General features: G+C 59.0%; 16 protein-coding genes and 2 pseudogenes. 14 read left to right on the top strand and 4 right to left on the bottom strand.

What is annotated here, in order from left to right; translation table 11 throughout:
• Window positions 1-23 precede the first annotated feature (23 nt).
• Window positions 24-981: pseudogene (locus tag B7L09_RS17100) on the top strand (choline sulfate utilization transcriptional regulator).
• Here the strand turns inward: B7L09_RS17100 and B7L09_RS17095 are convergent.
• Complete coding sequence (locus B7L09_RS17095) at window positions 968-1,645, bottom strand: NAD(P)-dependent oxidoreductase (RefSeq protein WP_094469832.1); 678 nt, start codon at window positions 1,643-1,645, stop codon at window positions 968-970. The pseudogene B7L09_RS17100 and the gene B7L09_RS17095 sit on opposite strands and share 14 nt — an antisense overlap.
• Window positions 1,646-1,723: 78 nt before the next feature.
• Here B7L09_RS17095 and B7L09_RS17090 point away from each other — a divergent pair, with 78 nt between their 5' ends.
• Window positions 1,724-2,050, top strand: coding sequence for a DOPA 4,5-dioxygenase family protein (locus tag B7L09_RS17090; protein ID WP_094469831.1), 327 nt, complete (start codon window positions 1,724-1,726; stop codon window positions 2,048-2,050).
• Here B7L09_RS17090 and B7L09_RS17085 read toward each other — a convergent pair whose 3' ends face one another.
• Window positions 2,051-2,452: a GFA family protein gene (locus B7L09_RS17085; RefSeq protein ID WP_094469830.1), complete on the bottom strand. Its 402-nt coding sequence runs from the start codon at window positions 2,450-2,452 to the stop codon at window positions 2,051-2,053.
• Between the two features lie 420 nt (window positions 2,453-2,872).
• Here B7L09_RS17085 and B7L09_RS17080 point away from each other — a divergent pair, with 420 nt between their 5' ends.
• The 12 genes and pseudogenes from B7L09_RS17080 (at window position 2,873) to B7L09_RS17025 (ending at window position 16,161) form a co-directional block, all read left to right on the top strand.
• Entirely contained in the window at window positions 2,873-4,180 is a 1,308-nt protein-coding gene (locus B7L09_RS17080) for a CitMHS family transporter (RefSeq protein ID WP_094469829.1), read from the top strand.
• An 85-nt stretch (window positions 4,181-4,265) separates the two neighbouring features.
• Complete coding sequence (locus tag B7L09_RS17075; protein WP_094469828.1) at window positions 4,266-5,033, top strand: TerC family protein; 768 nt, start codon at window positions 4,266-4,268, stop codon at window positions 5,031-5,033.
• Between the two features lie 282 nt (window positions 5,034-5,315).
• Window positions 5,316-5,813 (top strand): PAAR domain-containing protein, encoded by a 498-nt coding sequence (locus B7L09_RS17070; protein WP_094469827.1) that lies wholly within the window; start codon window positions 5,316-5,318, stop codon window positions 5,811-5,813.
• Between the two features lie 19 nt (window positions 5,814-5,832).
• Window positions 5,833-6,988 (top strand): annotated as a pseudogene (locus tag B7L09_RS32875) (DUF2515 family protein).
• A gap of 87 nt (window positions 6,989-7,075) precedes the next feature.
• Window positions 7,076-7,618, top strand: a complete 543-nt coding sequence (locus B7L09_RS17060; protein WP_255142122.1) for a hypothetical protein — start codon at window positions 7,076-7,078, stop codon at window positions 7,616-7,618.
• Window positions 7,619-8,101: 483 nt separating this feature from the next.
• Window positions 8,102-9,760, top strand: coding sequence for a Na/Pi cotransporter family protein (locus B7L09_RS17055; protein ID WP_094469826.1), 1,659 nt, complete (start codon window positions 8,102-8,104; stop codon window positions 9,758-9,760).
• Between the two features lie 177 nt (window positions 9,761-9,937).
• Complete coding sequence (locus B7L09_RS17050; protein WP_094469825.1) at window positions 9,938-11,314, top strand: M16 family metallopeptidase; 1,377 nt, start codon at window positions 9,938-9,940, stop codon at window positions 11,312-11,314.
• 251 nt (window positions 11,315-11,565) lie between these two features.
• Entirely contained in the window at window positions 11,566-12,594 is a 1,029-nt protein-coding gene (locus B7L09_RS17045) for a DUF5924 family protein (protein ID WP_094469824.1), read from the top strand.
• Window positions 12,595-12,649: 55 nt separating this feature from the next.
• Entirely contained in the window at window positions 12,650-13,798 is a 1,149-nt protein-coding gene (locus B7L09_RS17040; RefSeq protein ID WP_094469823.1) for an ABC transporter permease, read from the top strand.
• On the top strand, window positions 13,795-14,598 hold the full coding sequence (locus B7L09_RS17035) for an ABC transporter ATP-binding protein (RefSeq protein WP_094469822.1): 804 nt from the start codon (window positions 13,795-13,797) through the stop codon (window positions 14,596-14,598). The genes B7L09_RS17040 and B7L09_RS17035 overlap by 4 nt, the downstream gene beginning before the upstream one ends.
• A gap of 1 nt (window position 14,599) precedes the next feature.
• A complete protein-coding gene (locus B7L09_RS17030; RefSeq protein ID WP_094469821.1) occupies window positions 14,600-15,538 on the top strand; it encodes an MlaD family protein in 939 nt (312 codons plus the stop codon).
• Window positions 15,535-16,161: an ABC-type transport auxiliary lipoprotein family protein gene (locus tag B7L09_RS17025; protein WP_094469820.1), complete on the top strand. Its 627-nt coding sequence runs from the start codon at window positions 15,535-15,537 to the stop codon at window positions 16,159-16,161. Before B7L09_RS17030 ends, B7L09_RS17025 begins: the two co-directional genes overlap by 4 nt.
• 119 nt (window positions 16,162-16,280) lie before the next feature.
• On the opposite strand, the gene B7L09_RS17020 is transcribed toward B7L09_RS17025, so the two are convergent.
• Both B7L09_RS17020 and gltP read right to left on the bottom strand, forming a co-directional pair.
• Complete coding sequence (locus B7L09_RS17020) at window positions 16,281-17,510, bottom strand: nucleoside recognition domain-containing protein (RefSeq protein ID WP_094469819.1); 1,230 nt, start codon at window positions 17,508-17,510, stop codon at window positions 16,281-16,283.
• A gap of 196 nt (window positions 17,511-17,706) precedes the next feature.
• Window positions 17,707-19,038, bottom strand: coding sequence for a glutamate/aspartate:proton symporter GltP (gene gltP, locus B7L09_RS17015; protein ID WP_094469818.1), 1,332 nt, complete (start codon window positions 19,036-19,038; stop codon window positions 17,707-17,709).
• Window positions 19,039-19,242: the final 204 nt, after the last annotated feature.

Here is a 19,242-nt window from a genome sequence, read left to right as displayed (position 1 = left end):
AATGACTAGGATAAGTAGCGCTTATGTATGACGCCCTTGGAAATTTGTCGCTGGACCTGCTGCGGGCGTTTGAAGCGGCGGCCCGTCATCGCAGTTTTACCGCCGCGGCGGTAGAGCTGGGCACCACGCAGCCCGCCGTCAGCCAGCAGATCAAACGGCTTGAAGAACAACTCACGGCGCGCTTGTTTGATCGCATTTATCGTGGCATCGAGCTGACTGAGGCGGGGAGCATTCTTTTCGAGCAGGTTCAGCTCGGTTTGCAGAATATCGATGCCGGATTGAGCGCGATCAGTGCACAGCATCAACATGAGGTCTTGCAGGTTGCTACGGATTTCGCCTTTGCCGCGTATTGGCTGATGCCCCGATTGCACCGCTTTCATAAAGCCAATCCCCAAGTCGACGTCAGCCTGGTCACCAGCGAGCGCAATCACAACATGTTGCGCGCCGATATTGATGTGGCGGTGTTGTTTGGGGATGGCCGCTTTAAGCAGGGCGAAAGCCATTGGCTGTTCAGCGAAGAAGTGTTTCCGGTGTGCAGCCCGCTGTTGTTGAAGGACCGTCCCCTGCCCTTGCCGGCCCAGTCATTGCTCGAATTCCCGTTGCTGCACCTGCGCGGCGAAAACAGCAGCAACTGGTTCGACTGGAGCGGCGTCTTTCGCGAGTTGGGGATCACATCGCCCCCGGCCCCCGGGCAATTGCGCTTCGACAATTACACGCTGCTGATTCAAGCGGCGATTGGTGGTCAGGGCGTGGCAATTGGTTGGCGACACCTTGTGGATAACTTGCTGGCGCAGGGTTTGTTGTGTCGACCGATTGCCGACACGGTGATTTCCAGGCTCGGCTATTACGTGGTGCTGCCCCAGCGAAAACGGCGTGGGGTATTGATTCAACAGTTTGTGGACTGGCTGATGGCTGATGGCTGAGCAGGCCAGCAGCGCCCAATCGCTGAATGGTTTACCGCTGCCGTCTATCGCGGTGTAGGGTCGGTCGAAACGAAGGTCACATGCTCGCGAACGTGAAGATTGAGCTGCAGCTCATCGGCAATCCCCACCGCCACGCGGTTCAACCGTTCAAGCGGTTCGGCCAGGCCCGGTTCAAGGCTGCTGCTCACATGGCTGAAATGTTCGATCGTCAGCCCCGGCACGCCGCGAGGCGCATTCACCAGGGTCCAGTGCAAGGCACTGCTTTGCAGCGCATCAAGGATTTCCTCGGCGGCGTGCCGCTGAAGGAGATCCAGCGCGTCCGCCTCCGTTTCGTCGAGTTCGGCGAAATCCCCCACCAGGAACAACCGGGCAATGCCCGCTGCCTGCATGCCCGCGATCAGCGCATCCACGGCCAATACCTGCTCGACCGGACCGGGCACGATGGTTTTTTCCACATATTCGCTGTTGAATGGCAATCCCGGTGCGTCCAGCAGGCAAATGACCACCGAACTGCCCGCCACGCTTTGCTTGACGCGGTCAGACTCGAACAGATCGCCGGTCTTGGTGCGCAATCCCGGGCGCGGTGGGAGCGCCGTCAGGTCATCCAGAATTGCGATCACTTCATGTTGGCGCCGCAGCATTTCAGCCATCAGCGCACTGCCGAGGCTACTCATGGCACCATAGAGCACCACTTTCACCACCGGGGTTTCGGCATTTTTCATGGATGGGATTCCTTGTTCTATATGGCGTGTGACCTGTAGGAATCGGTGAGGGTTCGACTGGGTTTTTGAGGGTTTCAGATGCAACAGATCAAGGGTTACCACGCCCATGTCTATTTCGACGCCACGAGCATTGATCAGGCGCGAGCGCTGTGTGAGCACGCCGCGCAGGTGTTCCCGCTGAAAATGGGGCGCGTGCATGAACGCCCCGTGGGTCCGCACCCGGACTGGAGTTGCCAATTGGCGTTCGGGCCGGAGCTGATCGGCGAAGTGCTGCCGTGGCTGGCGTTGCATCGCGAGGGGTTGGTGGTGTTTCTGCACCCTGAAACCGGCGATGACTTGCTGGACCACACCGAGCACGCGATCTGGATGGGCGCGACCCGGCCGCTGGATCTGTCTATTTTTTGATCAGAGGCTTTCTTCGGCTTCACCCGGTAAATGCTCGTCCAGGTGCAGCCAAGGCAATTGGCTGTCCGTCCAGATGTGTCGCTCGGCGGGGGCCTGCTCCGGGTGATCGAGGGTGGCGATGGTCACGTCGATACTCTCGGGGCTGAGGTGCGTCATCAGCGCCAGTTGCGCCCCACAGTTCGGGCAGAAATAGCGCACGCAGGTGGTTGAAGATTCGTACTGCGCCGGCGTCCCTTTCCGCCATTTAAAGGCCGATGCGGGCACGGTGATCCAGGTCGTCACGATCCCGCCGCTGACCCGTCGGCAGATTGAGCAGTGGCAGTGGGCGATGTCGTGCAAAGGTCCGCTGAATTGATAGCGCAGGTGTCCGCAGTGACAGCCGCCGGTGTGAATGTCGCTCATGACCTTTCCTCCTGATGCGTATGGACTGCTCGCGATGGCCTTAACTCGGTTTAACTCCCTGCCCCAGTCCGACGAACCTTTCCTCCTGATGCGTATGGACTGCTCGCGATGGCCTTAACTCGGTTTAACTCCCTGCCCCAGTCCGACGACCGGTCACACATCCGGTCAATGCTTTCATCAGCGAAAGCTGGGTGAAAGCTTCCCCGATTAGGATCGCCCCCACTGCCGGCAAAAGACCGGTCGGCCAATGCCAGTGTTTTATCGCTCGCACAGCCCATTTAACAACAACAATGGTGATTCTGATGTCCTCTGCTACCCGCCGCTTCGCTGCAACTCCGCCCGTACGCCTCGTGCTTCCCGTTCTGCGCTGACCCCAACCGGTTCGCCATTCCCTAGCCGCGCTACGCCTGGAGTATTCCTATGCTGACTTTCCTTGGCTTTGCCATGGTCATCACGTTCATGTTCCTGATCATGACCAAGCGCCTGTCTGCGCTGATCGCCCTGATCATCATTCCTATCGTCTTCGCCCTGTTCGGTGGTTTTGCGCCGAAAATAGGCCCGATGATGCTCGAAGGCATTACCAAGCTTGCGCCGACCGGCGTGATGCTGATGTTCGCCATCCTCTACTTTGCCCTGATGATCGACTCCGGCCTGTTCGACCCGGCCGTGCGCAAGATCCTCAAGATGGTCAAGGGCGACCCGCTGAAAGTGTCGGTCGGCACCGCTGTGCTGGCCCTGGTCGTCTCCCTCGACGGTGACGGCGCCACCACCTACATGATCTGCGTGGCAGCCATGCTGCCGCTGTACCAGCGTATCGGCATGAGCCCACGCATCATGGCCGGCCTGATCATCCTCGCCGGCGGCGTGATGAATATGACGCCCTGGGGCGGCCCGACTGCCCGCGCGGCGAGTGCGCTGCACGTGGACCCGTCCGACATTTTCGTACCGATGATTCCGGCGATGGCGTTCGGCGTGGTGGCAATCCTGGCGATTGCCTACTTCTACGGCAAACGCGAGCGAGCGCGACTGGGTGAACTGCATCTGGTGGGCGATGAAATCGACCACAGTGAAATCAGCGTGTCGCAATTCCCGGACGCCCGCCGTCCAAAGCTGATCTGGTTCAACGGCGCCCTGACCTTCGCCCTGATGTGCACCCTGATCGCCGGCCTGTTGCCGCTGCCGGTGCTGTTCATGGTGGCGTTCAGTATCGCGATGATCGTCAACTACCCTTGCCTGCAACAGCAGAAGGATCGCGTCGCCGCTCACGCCGGTAGCGTGCTGGCGGTGGTCGGTTTGATCTTCGCGGCGGGCATCTTCACCGGCATTCTGTCCGGCACCGGCATGGTCGATGCTATGTCCAAGAGCTTGCTGGCGGTNATTCCTGATTTCCTCGGCCCGTACTTGGCCGTCATCACCGCGCTGGTGAGCATGCCGTTCACGTTCTTCATGTCGAACGACGCATTTTATTACGGCGTGTTACCAGTACTTGCCGAAGCAGCCAGTCATTACGGTATAACCGCGGTTGAAATGGCACGTGCCTCGATCGTCGGTCAGCCCGTCCACTTGTTGAGCCCGCTGGTACCATCGACCTACTTGTTGGTGGCCCTGGCCGGTATTGATTTTGGTGATCACCAGCGCTTTACCCTGAAATGGGCAGTGCTGGTGTGCATGTGCATACTGGTAGCCGCATTGCTGATGGGGATTTTTCCGCTGTTCAGCACTCTATAAGCCCAAGACTCACCACAAAGGGTCCAGGCTTCGCTGTTTGAAGCCCGGGCCTTTTGTGGTTTAACACTCGCTCAAAGGAATACACATGGAATGGCTGACCAACCCTGAAATCTGGGTTGCCTTCTTTACCCTGACCGCCCTCGAAATCGTCCTGGGCATCGATAACATCATCATGATTTCGATCCTGGTCAGCCGCATGCCCAAGCACATGCAGGCGCGCACTCGGATCTTCGGCCTGGCCCTGGCCATGGTGACGCGAATCCTGTTGCTGCTGTCGATTACGTGGGTCATGCAATTGACCGCCGACCTGTTCGTGGTCTTCGGCCAAGGCATTTCCGGTCGCGACCTGATTCTGTTCTTCGGTGGCCTGTTCCTGCTGTGGAAAAGCTCCCANGAGATGTANCACGCACTGGAAGGTGAAGACGAAACCCACGATGAGCCCGGCGGCNNNGGTGGCAAGTTCATCTACACCATCATCCAGATCGCGATCATCGACATCGTGTTCTCCCTGGACTCGGTCATCACGGCGGTGGGCATGGTTTCCCATGTACCCGTCATGGTCGCCGCGATCATCGTCGCCGTACTGGTGATGATGCTGGCTGCCGGCACCATCAGCGAATTCATCGACAAGCACCCGTCGCTGAAAATGCTCGCGCTGTCGTTCCTGCTGATCGTCGGTACAGTGCTGATTGCTGAATCCTTCGACGTTCACGTGCCAAAAGGCTACGTCTACTTCGCCATGGCGTTCTCGCTGGCGGTGGAAGCGATCAACATCAAGATGCGCACCTCGATCGCGAAGAAGAAGAAACAACAGGACCCGGTGAAACTGCGCAAGGACATTCCGGGTCAATAAGCCCGAGCCAGACAAAAAGGGGCTTTTATAAGCCCCTTTTTANTGTGGGAGCGGGCTTGCTCGCGAAGGCGGTGGGTCAGTCANCNTNNNTGTTGNCTGATACACCGCTTTCGCGAGCAAGCCCGCTCCCACATTTTTTTGCNCTGTGATTAGCCTGGCGGATCGAGGTTATCCAGCACTCGATTGCGCATTCTTCACGAAGGCGTGTTCAAAAGTTGACGCACCGAGCTCAGGTGGTTAGCGTCCCCCGCTCGCTTCAAACGACAATGACAAGGAATGCATATGTCTGGAAAACCGGCTGCACGCCTCACGGACCCGACCACCTGTCCCCTTCCCGGCCACGGCACCAACCCGATTGCCAGCGGGTCTCCCGATGTGTTCTTCAACGGCCTTGCGGCCGCTCGGGTCAGCGACAAATGCACCTGCGGCCAGGTCCTGAACGGCGGATTTTCTTCAACCGTGTTCATCAACGGCCTGAACGCCATGACGCTCGATAGCACCACCAGCCATGGCGGTGTGGTAATTGGCGGCTCCGGCAACGTCATCATCGGCAGGTCTCATACCCCCACGCCATTCATTCCGCCCATGCCGATCATTGGTCAGCCCTTGGTCGAGTTCAAAGCCGTCAGCGCCGGCAATGGCGAACCGATTGCCCAACAGGACTACGAAATTGAAACCGCCGAAGGCCGCATCGTCAAAGGCCAGACCAACGCTGAGGGCATGACCCAAAGCGTCGCTACCCTGCAGCCTGACCTCGCCGTAGTCCGCTGGACTGTCTGACGCCTCAAGGAAGAATGAAATGACCGGACAATGCATGGCCCCAGACGACCTGGACATGAAGAAACTCTGGGACAGCACCTGCGAACTCCCCGTTTGCAAGCGCGAAACCACCTCGGGCGGCCCAAACCCGAAAACCCGCGTCGAAGTGCCATTGCTGACCTGTAACTGCCTGTGGCGCAGATTTCAGAAAGAAGCCGAAGAATGGGTGGCTCCGGGCGGTGTGTTGATTGCCGACCCGCAAGCCCGTAACCGCAAGATCAACGCGGCCTATGCACAATTGTGGCTGGCGGATAACCGGTTTCAATGGGCGGGGTTGGCGGCGTTTGCTTCGAAGCAGGTGGGGTGTGGGTTGATCCATGCCACCACGCTAGACCAGAGAATCGAAGCGGAAAAAAAAGCATACCGGGCGTTAAAAGACAGCCAGTCTAAGGATTTGTACGAACGCGTAGTGGTCAACAAATTGCGTTCGGATCCTGAGCTTTGGAACCAGTGGGATCAGGCCAAGCAGCAGAACCCGGTCCCTTGACGATATTACCTTCGGCGACAACTCCCGCTCCGCTGTTCAGCAGCAGTTGGACTACGTGTATGAAATGCTGGCCCTCGGTAATACCTCGCTGTTTCTGGATGTTTATCCGTTGCATCGATTTTTTATGATGCGTGGTTTCAAGGAAATGCAAAGTTGTCTTCCTCAACGCAACAAACTCAAGAACGAAGTTCTCTGGCCTATCGCCGACAAAGTGGAATTCGGTGTACTGCGCTCAGAAATAAGCGACACATTTAGAGCCATTGATGAAGGAAATATTGCTAAAAGTGTCGAATTCATGGCTCGTCACGAACAGCTGAACATTCTGCAGCCCGCGATGTACGACAACACACAATTTGCCCTCCTGATGCGTGGTACTCATGCCGGTGATGTCGTGTCTGTGGTCACGGGATTGCTGTCTGGAGCTGCAGAGGAAATACAGTTGACCTTGGCAAGCCAATGCAAAGCACCAGACGGTCGAAAAGTGGCCTTTGGTAGCAATCCATTGGCTAATTTGGCGGATAAAGATCAACGCATGGAGTTTGTGCTACGAGCGGCAACCCAATTCAATGCGCTGCTGAAGGATCCTGCCTCAGGAGCGAAGATCAAGCAATCCATAACAGAGATCTCGCAAGGCGGGGGAATTCGATGATGCGGTTCTTAAATAGAGTTGTGCTGATAAGTCTCAGTGCAATTTTTGTTCATATGCCTAACCTCTTTTCACTTCCCGATTGAAAGGTTGACCCTTCATATCGGTAAGCCGTACGTAGAACTCGTTAAAGACTCCACATTCCCAGTTAAACGAAACACGGCCGTTTATCCAAGTGAACCACCTCATCCGAGTTCAACTTGGATCAGCAATCCAGTTGTAGTCCAATTTGATGATCCTGAACATGGCTTTACACTGCCCACTACCAAGTTTGGTGCAATTGGATTTGATGAAGGAAAAGTCTCAACCATGACGACTTCTCCGATGCTTGAAACGGTGCCGTTCGACCAATTGATTGTGGTACTCGATCAGTTACAGAACCAACTCAAAAATGCTGGTTGGGTACTGTGGAATGCCGAAAGAAATCCTTGGGTTGAAACCGCTACCGAGGATGATAAAAGAACGCTTCAGGCTGAACTGTTTGACCACGTGGTGGTGGCCGTGCTGTTGATACCCCACAAATACAGTCTTGCGCTCAACGTCAAATGCTACGCACGCTGTGACGAGCGCAACCCGAAAACGGCGAAGTATTTGATTGATGTCAGTGTCGGTTCGGATTACTACAGCGAATGAAAAGTAGCGCCAGAAGGCAGCGTCGGTGTTTGCAAAGAGCCGCATTTTTTACGCTGTTCATGTGTCTCACTTCTTTTCACCACCCAGTTGATTTTTTGAACATTCATATCGGGAAGTCATACAGAGAAGTCGCACAAGACTCGACATTCCCTGTTTATGGCAATACGNAGGGTTAGGCGACGATTTCTTTAGCGATTGAACTACCAATGATCTTAGGACTGCTGCGCAGGCCAGCGGGAGCAAGCTCCCTCGCCACAGGGGTTGTGTTCGCGCACCTTTTCAACTGTCTGGCCGAAACCTTCGGGTCCCTTCTTCATTTCTGCATGAACCTGTTTTCATGACAGTTTTGTTTCAATCACTTCTTTAGCTATGCGATGCTGGCGCCCAGACCGTTAGCCAACTACAGCTTAAGTACAGAACGTAGAACGTCGCGCGGCACCGTCAACTTGTCCCTTTGGGACGCTACCACCACAGGGGGCCCTTATGCTCACCCTGCTCAATTTGTTATCTGCCGTGGCCTTGTTGATCTGGGGCACGCACATCGTCCGNACCGGCATCTTGCGGGTCTACGGTTCCAACTTGCGCCAAGTCATCGGGCAGAACATGTCCAAGCGCTGGCTGGCGTTTGTCGCCGGTATTCTGGTGACGGCCATGGTGCAGAGCAGCAACGCCACGGCAATGCTGGTGACCTCGTTTGTCGGNCAGGGCCTGATGGCGCTGACGCCCGCCCTGGCGACCATGCTCGGGGCAGACGTTGGTACGGCGCTGATGGCGCGGGTGCTGACGTTCGACTTGTCGTGGCTGTCGCCGCTGCTGATCTTTCTGGGGGTGATTTTCTTCCTGTCGCGCAAACAGACGCGAGCAGGCCAGATGGGACGGGTCGGGATCGGCCTGGGCCTGATCATTCTCGCCCTGCAACTGATCGTCGAAGCTGCCGGGCCGATTACCCATGCCCAAGGCGTCAAAGTCATCTTTGCCTCGCTGACTGGCGACATCTTGCTGGACGCCTTGGTCGGCGCGTTGTTCGCAATGATTTCCTACTCCAGCCTGGCCGCCGTATTGCTCACGGCAACGTTAGCCGGCGCCGGTGTGATCGGCCTGCACGTGGCCATCGGCCTGGTGATCGGCGCCAACATCGGCAGTGGCGTGCTGGCCTTCCTCAGCACCAGCATGCAGAACGCCGCAGGTCGCCAGGTTGCCTTGGGCAGCCTGCTGTACAAACTGATCGGCCTGCTGCTGATCATTCCGGTGCTGGACCCGTTGGTGCACTGGATCGACAGCCTCGACTTCAGCCCTCAGGAAATGGTCATCGGCTTTCACCTGCTCTACAACACCGCGCGCTGCCTGATCCTGCTGCCCAGCGTCGGCCCGATGGCCAGGCTTTGCGCGTGGCTGCTGCCGGAGCGGCCAGAGCTCAACGGCATGGCAAAACCCCGACACCTCGACCCGACCGCGCTGGTCACACCCAGCCTGGCGCTGGCCAACGCCGCGCGAGAAACCCTGCGCATGGGCGATCTGATCGACAACATGCTCGAAGCAATGCTCGACGTGCTGCGCGGCAAACAATCCGCCATCACCCAGGAAATGCGCAAACTCACNGATGATGTCGAGGCACTCTACAGCGCGATCAAGCTCTACCTCGCGCAAATGCCCCGCGAAGACCTCAGTGAACAAGACAGCCGTCGTTGGGCGGAAATCATCGAACTGGCGATTAACCTCAAGCTGGCCAGCGATTTGATCGAACGCATGCTGCGCAAGGTGCAGCAGCAGAAAACCTCGCAGCGTCGCCAGTTTTCTGAAGTGGGCCTGGAAGAGCTGGCCGGGTTGCACAGCCAATTGATCTCCAACCTGCGTCTGGGCTTGTCGGTATTCCTCAGTGCCGACAAGGAAAGTGCCCGCCAGCTGCTGCGTGAGAAACGTCGCTTTCGCGCGCAGGAACGCCGCCTGGCCCATGCTCATGTCAGCCGCTTGCAACGTAAGATTGTGCAGAGTATCGAAACCAGTTCACTGCACCTGGAGCTGATCGCCGACATGAAGCGCTTGAATTCGCTGTTCTGCAGCAGCGCTTATGTGGTGCTGGAAACGTCGGACACCGGTGCACTGGCGGTCGACGATATGGCTGACATCACGCATTCGCCTTGAACGTCTGGCGGTAGGGTCAGTCAGTTACATTGGTTCAGCCTCAAGACCGCCATCGCGGGCAAGCCCGCTCCCACAGGTGNTCCGAGTACACCAAAGATCCACTGTGGGAGCGGGCTTGCCCGCGATAGCGGCCAGAAGGACGGCATGGATCTCCGATTGGTTGCCTGGAAGCTTGCTATGCGTTGTCTGTTGTTCGCTTGTCTGTTGCTCGGCTCATTCCCTTCGTTTGCCCTGGATCGTTTCCAGGTCGAGGGCTATACCCTGCCCAACGGCCTGCAATTGCTGCTCAAACCGGGCACCGAGCGCGGGCATGTGGCCATCCGCCTGGTCGTAGGCGTGGGCCTGGATGATTTCCGTTGTGATGAAAAGGAGCTGCCGCACCTGCTCGAACACTTGTTGTTCAGCGGCATCGATGCCACGGGCGAAGGCGGCCTGGAAGAGCGCATGCAGGCGCTCGGCGGCGAGTGGAACGCCTACACCAGCAACGCCGACACCACNTTTGTCATCGAAGCCCCGGCGAAAAACCAGCGCAAGGTGCTCGACCTGCTGTTGGCGCTGCTGACGCAGACCCGAATCGACGACAACGCCATCAACGCCGCCAAACAAGTGGTCGAGCGTGAGGACGGTGGCCATTACTCACACTTGCAGCGTTGGCTGGATCGTCAGGACCTGGGTCACACCGCGAGCAATCAGCTGGCGATAGAGCTGGGCCTTAGATGCCCCGAGCGGGCCGAGGTCGATCACCTGACCCGCGAGCAACTGGAGACGGTGCGCAAGGCTTGGTATGCGCCCAACAACATGACGCTGATCGTGGTCGGCGAGCTCGACAAGTTGTTGCCGGCGTATCTGGAACGCTCGTATGGCGCACTTGAAGCGGTCGACCCTACCGATCACCTGCCCTTGCCGGAAATCCAGGCCAGTGCTGCTCACGAGCGAACGCTGGGCGACGGCTTTGTCGGCGGTGGTGCCAAGCTGCACTGGTTGGTGCCGGAACCGGTGCTGCAGGATCAGCACGACGAAACCTTCGACTTGCTCAAGGACTACCTGGACTGGGCGCTCTACCGTCAACTGCGCCTCAAGCACGGTTTGTCCTACGGCCCCTCGGCCGAGCGCGAGGTGTTTGGCGGGGTGGGCTTCATGAGCCTGAACGCCGACCTTGATCGCGATGACGTGCCTAAGGCCCAGCAGGTGCTGGAGGATTTGAAGGCCGATTTGCTCAAGGACGGTCTCGACGCAGACACCTTCAATCGCCTCAAAAAGGCCGCCATCGCCCGCCAGGCTTGGGCCGTGCAAGGCAACAGCGCGCTGGCCGATTACTACTGGAGCGCGCTGGGCGACTACCAGGACGGGCGTTTCGCCGACCCGGCCAGGGAGCTGCAAGGCGTGACGCTGGAAGAAGCGAACAAGGCCATGCGCGAGTTGCTCATGCAACCGGGGTATGTGCGGATCGAGAAGCCGTTGATGAGTTATGACCAGTTGATGTGGGCGATGGCCGGGCTGTTTGGCCTGATTGTCTTCGCAGTTTTAGCTTGGCGAGTCCATCGCAAAAAATAACTTTTACGACTGCTGCGCAGCCGAACGGGGGCAAGCCCCCTCGCCACAAGGACATCATCACCCCCAGGTTTTGTGTTCGANNAATAACTTTTACGACTGCTGCGCAGCCGAACGGGGGCAAGCCCCCTCGCCACAAGGACATCATCACCCCCAGGTTTTGTGTTCGATCAAAATGATCGGCACCCTCGCCACGCCTGCGCCCGGGCGGTACTCTGTCGAGGATTTTCCCCACGACTATTGCGAACCGCCGAATGCCTAATCTGACCCTGTACGTCCAGCGCATCCTGGAATTGATGAAGCGCTATCCAGGGGTCATTGCGCTCGGAGGTTTTATCTCCGGGGTCGGCAGCTTCATCCTGGTGGATCGGCAACAGGGTCTGGCGACCTGGATCACCATCATCATGGTGCTCAGCTGGATCTGGCTGATGCTGGAAAACAGCCTGACCAAGTTGTTCACCAAACTCTTCAAACGCGAAATCCCCGAACCGCTGCTGCGCTATGCCACCCAGATGATCCACCAGGAAAGTCTGTTTTTCGTCCTGCCGTTCTTTTTCATCACCACGACCTGGAACAGCGGCCAGTTGTTCTTCACCGGGTTGCTGAGCATGGCGGCGCTGATTTCCATCATCGACCCGCTCTACTACAAATGGCTGGCGCCCCGGCGCTGGGCGTTCCTGGCGTTGCACACGCTGACGCTGTTCGCCGCGCTGTTGACCGCCCTGCCCGTCATCCTGCACCTGACCACTTCACAGAGTTTCAAACTGGCGCTGGGTACTGCTGTGGTGTTGTCGTTCCCGAGCTTGGCGTCGATCTTCCCGATCCGCACGGTGCGCAACGCGTTGGCGATCCTGAGTATCACGCTGGGCATCGGCGCCCTCGGCTGGGTGCTGCGTTCGTGGGTGCCGCCGGCCACTTTGTGGATGACCGACGTGGCGATCAGTACGCAAATGCAGGACCGCACGCCTGGCAAGAGTCTGGACGAAGTCAGCGCCGAGCAGATCCGGGGTGACGGGCTGTATGCCTACACCGCGATCAATGCCCCGCGCGGCCTCGATGAGCGGATCTATCACGTCTGGCAGTTCAACGGCAAAGAGGTCGACCGCATCCCGCTGGACATCCACGGTGGCCGCAAGGAAGGCTACCGCGCCTGGACCCACAAGCAGAACTTCCCGGCCGATTCGGCCGGCAAATGGCAGGTCCGGGTGCTGACCGAAGACGGCCAAGTCATCGGCGTGCTGCGCTTCAAAGTCACGGACAGCACACCGATCAAAGAAAAGTAATCCGGTTCGTGCTATTACGTAGATCTGCGCAAATAGCCGAACAAGCACGGAGCTTATGACCAGCAGCACAATGGCCGGCAATGCCCAGCTAGACGCCTCTCACTCCCCTGCTCAATTGCGGGTCACGGGTGACTGGACGCTCGCCCACTACGCCGATCTCAAGCACCTGAGCGAAAAGCTCCGCGGCCAATACGACGACAGCACGCACATCGACCTCAATGGCCTCGGTGCGCTCGATACCGCCGGGGCGTCGCTGTTGGTGGAACTGCTCGGGTCGGAGCGTCTGGGCCGATCCGCGGAGCATCCCGATTGCACGTTGTCCCCGGCCGACCGCGCCTTGTTGCAGACGGTTTATTGCTCGCTCAGCGACTTCTGCGTGCCGATCAAGGAACCGGAGATCAGCGTCGGCATTCAGCTGCTGACCCGCATCGGTCGTGCAGTCGACGCCGTCTGGCAGGACACCCTGCAACTGCTGGGCTTCGTCGGCTTGATCCTCGAAACCATCGCGCGCGGNATCTTCCGCCCCAAGCGCTGGCGCATCACGCCGATGGTCGCGCATATCGAACAAACCGGCCTCGACGCCGCGCCCATCGTGGCGCTACTGACGTTTCTGGTCGGTGCCGTGGTGGCGTTTCTCGGGGCGACGGTGCTGGCGAGTTTCGGCGCGAGTATTTTCACCGTGGACCTGGTGGCGTTCTCCTTCCTGCGTGAATTTGGCGTGTTGCTGACCGCGATCCTGATGGCCGGTCGTACCGCCAGTGCGTTCACCGCGCAGATCGGCTCGATGAAGGCCAACGAAGAAATCGACGCCATCCATACCCTGGGCCTGGACCCGATGGAGTTGCTGGTTCTGCCACGCGTGATGGCGCTGCTGGTGTCGCTGCCGATGCTGACCTTCCTGGCGATGATCTCGGGAATCATCGGCGGTGGCGTGGTCTGCGCCGTGTCGCTGGGGATCTCGCCGGCGATGTTCCTGTCGCTGCTGCAAACCGATATCGGCGTTCAGCACTTTCTGGTGGGGATCGTCAAAGCGCCGATCTTCGCGTTCCTGATCGCCGCGATCGGTTGCCTCGAAGGCTTCAAGGTCAGCGGCAGCGCCGAGTCCGTGGGCGCTCACACCACGTCGAGCGTGGTGCAGTCGATTTTCGTGGTGATTGTGCTCGACGCCGTGGCCGCGCTGTTCTTCATGGAGATGGGCTGGTGAGTCGTCTACACCGTGCGCCCTGCGAGGCGGTGATCGAAGTGCGCGGCCTGTGCAACCGCTTTGGCAGCCAGAGCGTGCACGAGAACCTCGACCTGGATTTGTATAAGGGCGAAATCCTTGCCGTGGTCGGCGGTTCCGGCAGCGGGAAATCGGTGCTGCTGCGCAGCATCGTCGGCTTGCGCCAGCCCAGCGAGGGGGTGGTGAAGGTCTTTGGCAAGAACCTGCCGACCCTGTCCGAACACGAGCGTTCGATGGTCGAACGGCGTTTCGGCGTGCTGTTCCAGAAAGGCGCCCTGTTCTCTTCGCTGACCGTGACCGAGAACGTGGCCTTGCCCCTGATCGAACACGCCGGCCTGAGCCGTGAAGACGCCGAGCATCTGGCAGCGGTGAAACTGGCGTTGGCCGGGTTGCCGCTGTCGGCGGCGGACAAATACCCGGCCTCACTCTCCGGCGGCATGATCAAGCGCGCGGCCTTGGCACGAGCCTTGGCGTTGGACCCGGACATCCTGTTCCTCGACGAACCCACCGCCGGCCTCGACCCGATTGGCGCCGCCGCCTTTGATCAATTGATCCTGACCCTGCGCGATGCCTTGGGCCTGAGTGTGTTTCTGGTCACCCATGACCTCGACACGCTCTACACCATCACCGACCGGGTGGCGGTGTTGGCGCAGAAAAAGGTGCTGGTGGCGGACGCCATCGACAAGGTCTCGGAAACCGACGACCCGTGGATTCACGAATACTTCCATGGCCCTCGCGGCCGCGCGGCGCTGACCGCCGCTCAACAGTTGAATGAGGTNTGACATGGAAACCCGAGCCCATCATGTGATGATCGGTCTGTTTAGCGTGATCGTGGTGGTCGGCGCAATGCTGTTCGGCCTGTGGCTGGCCAAGTCCAGCGTCGACACCGNGTTCAAGGATTACGAAGTCGTCTTCAACGAGGCGGTCAGTGGCTTGTCCAAGGGCAGCGCCGTGCAGTACAGCGGGATCAAGGTCGGCGACGTGGNCAGCCTGCGTCTGGACCCGAAAGACCCGCGCCGTGTTCTCGCACGCATTCGCCTGGCCGGGCAAACGCCGATCAAGGAAGACACCCAGGCCAAACTGGCACTGACCGGTATCACCGGCACCTCGATTATCCAGCTCAGCGGCGGTACCCCGCAAAGCCCGAAACTCAAGGGCAAGGACGGCAACCTGCCGGTGATTGTCGCGTCGCCCTCGCCTATCGCTCGCTTGCTCAATGACAGCGGCGACCTGATGGCCGGTGTGAACACACTGATGCATAACGCCAACCAGATGTTTTCCACGGAGAACGTCGAGCGCATCAGCAAGACGCTGGAACATCTGGAACAAACCACCGGCACCATCGCCGACCAGCGCGGTGATATTCGTCAGGCGATGCAACAACTGGCGTCGGTCGGCAAGCAGGCTGGCGCCATGCTGGAACAGACGTCGGCGCTGATGCGTAATGCCAACGGCCTGCTCAACGAGCAAGGCAAGCAGGCCTTCGGCAGCGCCGAGCAGGCAATGAAGTCCCTGGAGCAAAGCACCGCGACCATCAATAAATTGCTCACGACCAATCAGAACTCTCTGAACAGCGGCATGCAAGGCCTCAACGGCCTGGCGCCTGCGGTGCGTGAATTACGCGACACCCTGACGTCGTTGCGCGCCATCTCCCGCCGCCTCGAAGCCAACCCCAGCGGTTATTTGCTCGGCAATGACAAGAACAAGGAGTTCACGCCATGAAGCTTGCGACCTTCGCCCTCCTCGCCAGCTTCACGTTGGTCAGCTCCTGCTCGATCCTGCCCAAGTCCGAGCCGTCCGATGTCTATCGCTTGCCGTCGGCCCAGAGCAGCGTTTCGGCCAGCCACGGCACGCCGCAACGCTGGTCGCTGCGCCTGACCAAGCCGCAGGCCAGCGAAGCGTTGAACAGCCCGAAAATCGCCGTGATCCCGCAAGGTGATCTGATCAGCAGCTACACCGCCTCGCGCTGGAGCGATCCGGCGCCGGTGTTGCTGCGTAATCGGTTGCTGGATGGTTTCCAGCGGGACGGCCGGGTGCCGTTGCTGAGCACGGATGACAGCAACTTCCAGGCAGATCTGGAGTTGGGCGGGAGTCTGCAAGCATTTCAGACTGAGTACCAAGGCACCGCTGCCAGCGTAGTCGTGCGGCTGGATGCCTTGCTGGTGCGCGGGTATGACCAGCGCATCCTCGCCAGTCGCCGCTTTGAAGTGCGTCAGCCATTGAGCGATGTGAAAGTGCCGGCGGTGGTGGCCGGGTTTGGCCAGGCGAGCGATCAGTTGACGGCGCAGGTGGTGGCTTGGGCGGTGGAGCAAGGGCAGAAAGTGGCCCCGCCACCCCGCCCCTAAAGCCAACACAAATCCCCTTGTGGGAGCGGGCTTGCTCGCGAAAGCGGTACATCAGTCGACATCAATGTTGAATGTCAGACCGCTTTCGCGAGCAAGCCCGCTCCCACAGGGTTTTGTGGTTAACCGAAGAACCAGTAGCAAACGCCAATCGCGCCGAGAACACCGGCCAGTTCAGCCAGCAACGCACACCCTACCGCATGCCGCGCCCGCTGTATCCCCACCGAACCGAAGTACACTGCCAACACATAAAAGGTGGTTTCCGTACTGCCTTGAATCGTCGCCGCCACCAGTGCCGGGAAGCTGTCCACGCCCTTGGTTTGCATGGTCTCGATCAACAGCGCCCGTGCGGCACTGCCGGAGAATGGTTTGACCATTGCCGTCGGCAGTGCGTCGACGAAGCGCGTGTCCCAACCGGCCCACTCCACCAGGTGCCGAATCCCGTCCAGACCAAAATCCAGTGCCCCGGACGCCCGCAGTACGCCGACGGCGCAAAGCATCGCCACCAGGTACGGCAGCAGGTTCTTGGCCACGTCGAAGCCTTCTTTGGCGCCTTCGACGAACGCTTCGTAGACCTTCACTTTGCGTAATGCGCCGATCACCAGAAACAGCATGATCAGCCCGAACAGCGTCAGGTTGCCGAGGATCGAGGACAGGCCGGCCAGGGCGGTCGCCGAGAGCGTCGCCAGCAGTGCCATGAAGCCACCGAGGGCCAAGGCACCGGGAATCAGATACGCGAGCACCACAGGGTCCCACAGCCGCAGACGTTGCATGAACGCCACCGACAGCAGGCCGACCAGTGTCGAGCANCTGGTCGCCAACAGGATCGGCAGGAACACTAACGTCGGGTCCGCAGCACCTTGCTGGGCGCGGTACATGAAGATCGTCACCGGCAACAGCGTCAGCGAGGAGGCGTTAAGCACCAGGAACAGAATCTGCGCGTTGCTCGCAACGTTCGGGATCGGGTTGAGTTCCTGCAACGCCTTCATGGCTTTCAGGCCGATAGGCGTAGCGGCGTTGTCCAGGCCCAGACCGTTGGCGGCGAAGTTGAGGGTGATCAAGCCGATGGCCGGGTGACCGGCTGGCACTTCCGGCATCAGGCGCAAGAACAAGGGGCCCAGCGCCTTGGCCAGCCATTCGACGATCCCGGCCTTCTCGGCGATNCGCAAAAAGCCCAGCCATAAGGTCAGGGTGCCGAACAGCAGCACCATCACTTCCACCGACAATTTGGCCATGGCGAAAATGCTTTCGACCATCGCCGCAAAAATCCCGGCATTACCGCCAACCAGCCACTGCACCAGTGCTGACACCATTGCCACGACAAAGAAGCCAAGCCACAGGCCATTGAGCATCAGTTGAATCCCCCGAAGAATGAGCGAATGATAACGGGGTGTGCAGAAACGACAAACCCCGGATTTCTCCGGGGTTTGTTTGTATGACGTACAGCTTGTTGGACCTGGATCGATGGTGACCCGAATCCACTGTGGGAGCGATGGTGACCCGAATCCACTGTGGGAGCGGGCAAGCCCGCTCCCACAGGTTTTTGTATTAGTTGCTGGAGATCTCGCCCGCCGGCAGCTTTTCCTTGCTGCGCCAGTGCGGCAGCGAGTTCCAGTAGCGTTGGCCCTTGGCGTCATCGTACATGCCTTCCCAACGGGAGATGACCAGTACGGCCAAGGCATTACCGATCACGTTCAGTGCGGTACGCGCCATGTCCATGATGCGGTCGACACCGGCGATAAACGCCAGGCCTTCGAGCGGAATACCGACGCTGCCCAGTGTGGCCAACAACACCACGAAGGACACGCCCGGCACGCCGGCGATACCTTTGGAGGTGACCATCAGGGTCAGCACCAGCATCAGCTGCTGGCCGATCGACAGGTCGATGCCATACAGCTGGGCGATAAAGATGGCGGCGATGCTCTGGTACAGGGTCGAACCGTCGAGGTTAAACGAGTAGCCGGTCGGCACCACGAAGCTGCAGATGGCCTTTGGCGCACCGTACGCCTCCATCTTCTCGATCACGCGAGGCAACACGGTTTCGGAGCTGGCAGTGGAGTAGGCCAGNACCAGCTCATCCTTGAAGATGCGCATCAGCTTGATCACCGAGAAGCCGAACAGGCGAGCGATCAGGCCCAGCACCACAAAGGCGAAGAAGGCGATGGCGACATAAACCAGGATCACCAGTTTGGCCAGCGGCAGCAAGGAAGCGAAGCCGAAATTGGCAACGGTCACCGCGATCAGGGCAAATACACCGATCGGGGCGTACTTCATGATCATGTGGGTGACTTTGAACATGCTCTCCGACACGCCTTGGAACATGGTCACCAGCGGCTCGCGCAGCTCAGGTTGNAGGCTCGACAACCCCAGGCCGAACAGCACCGAGAAGAAGATGATCGGCAACATGTCGCCGCGGGCGACCGCCGCAAAAATGTTCGACGGGATCAGGTTGAGGATCGTCTCGATGAACGCATGCTCATGCTGTACCTCAGCCGCCGTCGCCTGGTACTTGGAAATATCCACCGTACCCAGGGTGCTCATGTCGATGCCGGTGCCCGGATGGAACACGTTGGCCAGCACCAGACCGACCACGATGGCGATGGTGGTGACGATCTCGAAGTAAATGATGGTCTTGAGGCCGATACGCCCGAGTTTCTTCGCGTCGCCNACACCGGCGATGCCCACGATCAGCGAGGAAATCACAATCGGGATCACGATCATCTTGATCAGACGAATAAAGATATCGCCCGCTGGCTGCAACACATTGCTGATCCACCAGGCTTTTTCAGCACTGAAATGGTTGAGCACTGCACCGATTGCGATCCCCAACACCAAACCGATGAGGATCTGCCAGGCGAGGCTTAGCTTTGCCTTCTTCATGTCATTACCCTTACTTGCGTTTGACTCAGGCGAATGCAAGAACTGGAACGCTCGTGGCGAAAAAGTCTGTGCATCTGCCCCCGTATAAGGTGCCCCGGAGCGCTTTGTTTCGGCTCTCTGGCAGGCGAAAAAAGGCGCAACTATTCCCATGCAAGGGAGCGACGTCTAATGCCGTAAACGCCTACCCTATGCCGAATCGGCATG

Source organism: Pseudomonas mandelii, assembly GCF_002251635.1.
Taxonomy (GTDB): domain Bacteria; phylum Pseudomonadota; class Gammaproteobacteria; order Pseudomonadales; family Pseudomonadaceae; genus Aquipseudomonas; species Aquipseudomonas mandelii_B.
Note: the sequence above shows the minus strand (reverse complement) of the source record. Positions and strands in the feature narration are given on the sequence as shown.

Coding starts and splice junctions, on each gene's coding strand:
- B7L09_RS17095 (WP_094469832.1), bottom strand. CDS start 1,645: ATGAAAAATGCCGAAACCCCGGTGGTGAAAGTGGTGCTCTATGGTGCC.
- B7L09_RS17090 (WP_094469831.1), top strand. CDS start 1,724: ATGCAACAGATCAAGGGTTACCACGCCCATGTCTATTTCGACGCCACG.
- B7L09_RS17085 (WP_094469830.1), bottom strand. CDS start 2,452: ATGAGCGACATTCACACCGGCGGCTGTCACTGCGGACACCTGCGCTAT.
- B7L09_RS17070 (WP_094469827.1), top strand. CDS start 5,316: ATGTCTGGAAAACCGGCTGCACGCCTCACGGACCCGACCACCTGTCCC.
- B7L09_RS17045 (WP_094469824.1), top strand. CDS start 11,566: ATGCCTAATCTGACCCTGTACGTCCAGCGCATCCTGGAATTGATGAAG.
- B7L09_RS17025 (WP_094469820.1), top strand. CDS start 15,535: ATGAAGCTTGCGACCTTCGCCCTCCTCGCCAGCTTCACGTTGGTCAGC.